This is a genomic window from Actinotalea sp. C106, from assembly GCF_023630195.1.
Classification (GTDB): domain Bacteria; phylum Actinomycetota; class Actinomycetes; order Actinomycetales; family Cellulomonadaceae; genus Actinotalea.
The window spans coordinates 1-3,857 of record NZ_JALPKN010000287.1 but is presented as its reverse complement, the minus strand read 5'-3'; the positions used below and the strand labels follow the sequence as shown (position 1 = coordinate 3,857).

Genomic DNA, 3,857 nt, shown 5'->3' with positions numbered 1-3,857 from the left:
GTCGTCGAGGGGGACGGCGGGCAGGCGCCCGTGCCCGGAGAAGGTCGCGAGGGTGCCGCTGAGCACGTCGGGCAGCATCGGCTCGCGCACCACCAGCACCGGGCGCGCCCCGGGCACGGCCGTGCGGAGCGAAGCCATCAGGCCTCCCAGCCCGTCGGCGAGGGAGGACGCGACGTCGCGGGCCGCCCCGGCGTCGCTGAGGACCCGGTCGCCGCGGGCCAGGTAGAGGATCGCGGACAGGGTCCACGGTCCCCGCACCGAGACCACGAGTGGGCCCTGGTAGCCGTGCCCGGCGATCGCGAGGGCGTCGAGGTCCTCCCGGAGCAGCGAGGAGGTCCGTTCGAGGTCGAACCCGGGCCTGTCGGCGAGCTTCCACCCGTGGGTGCCGATCTCCACGGGCATGTCGGTGAGCAGCGCCGCGGTCCGGGCGACCGAGGTCGCCCACGGACCCCGGGCAGGGAGCTGGACCGTCGACGGCAGGCCGCGGACGCCCTCGGGGACGGAGGTGAGCTCGCCCAGGACCGTCGTCTGGGCCTCGAGGACGCTCTCGCCGGGCCACGGGCCCAGCAGGCTGACCCCGGTCACCGGCGGGACGCCGTCACGGTGGCCTGCCCGATCACCCGGTCGCCCTCGAAGAGCACGAGCGACTGCCCGGGGGCGATCCCACGCAGCCCGTCCTCGAGGTGCACCTCGACCTGCTGGTGAGGGCCGTCGTCGACCCCGGCCGAGGACCCGGGTGCAGGGACCGGGACGCGGCGTGCGCGGGCCTCGACCGGGGTGCCGTGGGCACGCACCTGCACGGAGCACCCGAACCACTCCCCTGGCTCGGGGGCAGGGTCGAACCAGACGGCGCGGTCGCCCTCGAGCTCCCGGACCGTGAGCAGCTCGGCAGCACCGACCACGACCGTGTTGCTCGAGGTCTGGACGTCCAGGACGTAGCGCGGACGACCGTCCGGGGCAGGACGGCCCAGGGACAGGCCCTTGCGCTGGCCCACCGTGTACGCGTACGCACCGTCGTGCTCCCCGACCACCGTGCCCTCGGCGTCGACCACGGGACCGGGTCGGGAGCCGAGCCGGTCGCGCAGGAAGCCCTGGGTGTCGCCGTCGGCGACGAAGCAGATGTCGTACGAGTCGGGCTTGGCCGAGACCGCGAGCCCCCGGTCGGCCGCCTCGGCACGCACCTGCTCCTTGGAGGGCACGTCCCCGAGGGGGAACATCGAACGCGCGAGGCGGTCCGGGCCCATCACGGCCAGCACGTAGGACTGGTCCTTGGCCGCGTCGCGGGCACGGAGCAGGGACCGGGTGCCGTCCTGGGCGATCTCGACCCGGGCGTAGTGGCCCGTGCAGACGGCGTCGAACCCGAGGGCCACGCCCTTGTCGAGCAGGGCCTCGAACTTGATGTGCTCGTTGCACCGCACGCACGGGTTGGGGGTGCGGCCGGCCTCGTACTCGGCGAGGAAGTCGGCCACCACGGTCTGCTCGAAGCGCTCGGAGAGGTCCCACACGTAGTACGGGATGCCCAGCACGTCGGCTGCCCGCCGCGCGTCCCCCGCGTCCTCGATCGAGCAGCAGCCGCGCGAGCCGGTGCGGAACTGGTCCCGGTTCCGGGACAGGGCCATGTGGACACCGACGACGTCGTGGCCCGCGTCGACCGCACGCGCGGCGGCCACGGCCGAGTCCACGCCACCGGACAGGGCTGCCAGCACTCGCATGGGCCCAGACTACGGGCCGTCCGGCACTCCCCCGCCCACCGGCCGGGCATCAGCCAGAGACCGCTCGTAGGCGACCTCGGGCAACGTGACGCCGTTCACCTCGGCCTCACGGGTGGCCCCGGTGCACGACCAGCCGCGTGCCTCGTAGAAGCGCCGGGCGCGCCGGTTCCCCGGCAGCACCCACAGTCGAGCGCTGACGAGGCCGGCACGAGCCAGGTCGAGGATGACCCGAGCCAGGAGCGCCGTGCCCACGCCCCGGCCCCACGCCTCCGGGTGGAGGTTGATCGCGTAGAGCTCGCCCAGCCCCGAACCGTCCTCGTCCCGGCACGGCCCGTACCCCGCGAAGCCGACCACGCGGTGGTCCAGGAGCCCGACCACCTGCCGAGCGGCCGTGGTCGCCCCGTGGCCCGCCCAGGCACGGGCGGGGTCGGGCCCCTCGCCCAGCATCCTGCGCCACCCCGCGGTGTAGCGCTCGGGGTCGAGGCCGTCGAGGTGGTCCTGGTCGATCAGCCCCCGGTAGGCGCCCTGCCAGGCACGGACGTGCGCGAGAGCGATCGCCTCGGCGTCCTCGAGCACGGCCGGGCGGACGACGACCGCGGTCACCGGAGGACCCGCGTGGGGTCGAAGAGGCCGATCTCGTGGTCCGTGCGGCCCTGCACGGCGAGGTCGGCGAGGATCTCGCCGACCACCGGCACGAACTTGAAGCCGTGGCCCGAGAAGCCGCAGGCGATCGCGACCTGCGGGTGCGACGGGTGCGGCCCGAGGACGAAGTGCTCGTCGGGGGTGGTCGTGTAGAGGCAGGTCCGTGCGTCGACCACGGGTCCGGTCAGCTGCGGGAAGAGCTGGAGGGCGCGGGCTCGCACCTCCTCGACCTCCTCGGGGCGGACCGTGCGGTCGACGGTCTCGGCCGTGGTCTCGACCCCGTTGCGGAAGTAGGCGAGCTTGAGACCGCCCGCGGGTCCGTCGATCATCGGGAAGCCGTACATCGTGCCGTTGTCGTCGGTGCTCTCGACGTAGACCGGGTGCCGGGTGTCGGTGTACGCCTCGTACGGCGCCTGCGCGGTGAAGGCGGGGGTGAACCAGCAGAAGATCTGCCGCTCGACGCGCAGCGGGATCTGGAGGTCCACGAGCAGCTCGGGGGCCCACGCCCCCGGGGAGAGGACCAGCCGGTCGGCCCCGTAGGTCCCGGTGGCGGTCCGGACCTCGACCCCGCCCCCGGGGGTCGAGGTCCAGCCGAGGGCAGGTTCCTCGAGGTGGATCTCCGCGCCGCGACGGCGTGCGACCTCGACGGTGGCGCGGGTGGTCCGCTCGGGACGCACGTACCCCGCAGCGTCCTCCAGCACCCCCACGGCGTGCGACGCGGGGTCCATGGTCGGGAACCGCCGCCGGACCTCCTCGGCGGTCAGCACCTCGTGGGGCAGGCCGTGCTCCCGGGCCGAGGCCAGGCTCCCGGTCACGACCTCGCTGGCGGGGTCACCGAGGTAGATGCCACCGCAGAGGGTCAGCAGCTCCTGCCCCGAGGCCTGCTCGAGCTCGCGCCAGCCTGCGTAGGCGCGGCGCAGCAGGGGCACGTAGGCGGACCCCTCGAAGTAGGACTGGCGCACCAGGCGGGTGCCTCCGTGGGCCGAGCCGCGGTCGTGACCGGGGCGGAACCTCTCCAGGCCCAGGACCGACGCCCCGCGCCCGGCGAGCTCCATGGCAGCGGCACCGCCCATCGAGCCGAGCCCGACGACGATCACGTCGTGGGTCCGCACCTCAGCCCACCCCCGCCAGACCGGCGGCCCGAGCCCGCTCGACCACCTCGGGCAGCACGCGGACCAGGGCGTCGACGTCGTGGGCCGTCGAGGTGCTGCCCAACGAGAACCGCAGGGCCCCGCGGGCGTCGTGGTCCTGGACGCCGGTCGCGACGAGCACGTGCGAGGGCTGCGGCACGCCGGCCTGGCAGGCCGAGCCGGTCGAGCACTCGATCCCGTGACTGTCGAGCAGGTAGAGCAGCGAGTCCCCCTCGCAGCCCGGGAAGGTGAAGTGCGCGTTGGCCGGCAGGCGGCCGGGGTTCGGGGCGCCCGGGGCCCCGGGCTCAGGACCGCGGAGCACGGCCTCGGGCACCCCGTCCCGCACCCCGGCGACGAGGGCGTCACGCAAGCC

At 74.7% G+C, this 3,857-nt stretch carries 4 protein-coding genes and 1 pseudogene; all 5 read right to left on the bottom strand.

Translation table 11 applies throughout. From position 1 onward, the window contains the following. A pseudogene (locus L0B03_RS15050) lies at positions 1 to 585 on the bottom strand (hypothetical protein); the annotation flags it as partial. Then, positions 582 to 1,712: a tRNA 2-thiouridine(34) synthase MnmA gene (gene mnmA, locus L0B03_RS15045; RefSeq protein ID WP_250447253.1), complete on the bottom strand. Its 1,131-nt coding sequence runs from the start codon at positions 1,710 to 1,712 to the stop codon at positions 582 to 584. The pseudogene L0B03_RS15050 and the gene mnmA, both read right to left, overlap by 4 nt. A 9-nt stretch (positions 1,713 to 1,721) precedes the next feature. Then, complete coding sequence (locus tag L0B03_RS15040) at positions 1,722 to 2,315, bottom strand: GNAT family N-acetyltransferase (protein WP_250447250.1); 594 nt, start codon at positions 2,313 to 2,315, stop codon at positions 1,722 to 1,724. Next, a complete protein-coding gene (gene solA / locus L0B03_RS15035) occupies positions 2,312 to 3,466 on the bottom strand; it encodes an N-methyl-L-tryptophan oxidase (RefSeq protein ID WP_250447248.1) in 1,155 nt (384 codons plus the stop codon). The genes L0B03_RS15040 and solA overlap by 4 nt, the downstream gene beginning before the upstream one ends. Before the next feature lies 1 nt (position 3,467). Then, positions 3,468 to 3,857, bottom strand: a 390-nt coding sequence (locus tag L0B03_RS15030) for an aminotransferase class V-fold PLP-dependent enzyme (protein WP_250447245.1), incomplete at its 5' end; no start/stop codon positions are given.

What these genes read in the sequence shown, in the direction of transcription:
- mnmA (WP_250447253.1), bottom strand. Translation starts at nt 1,712, where the DNA reads ATGCGAGTGCTGGCAGCCCTGTCCGGTGGCGTGGACTCGGCCGTGGCC.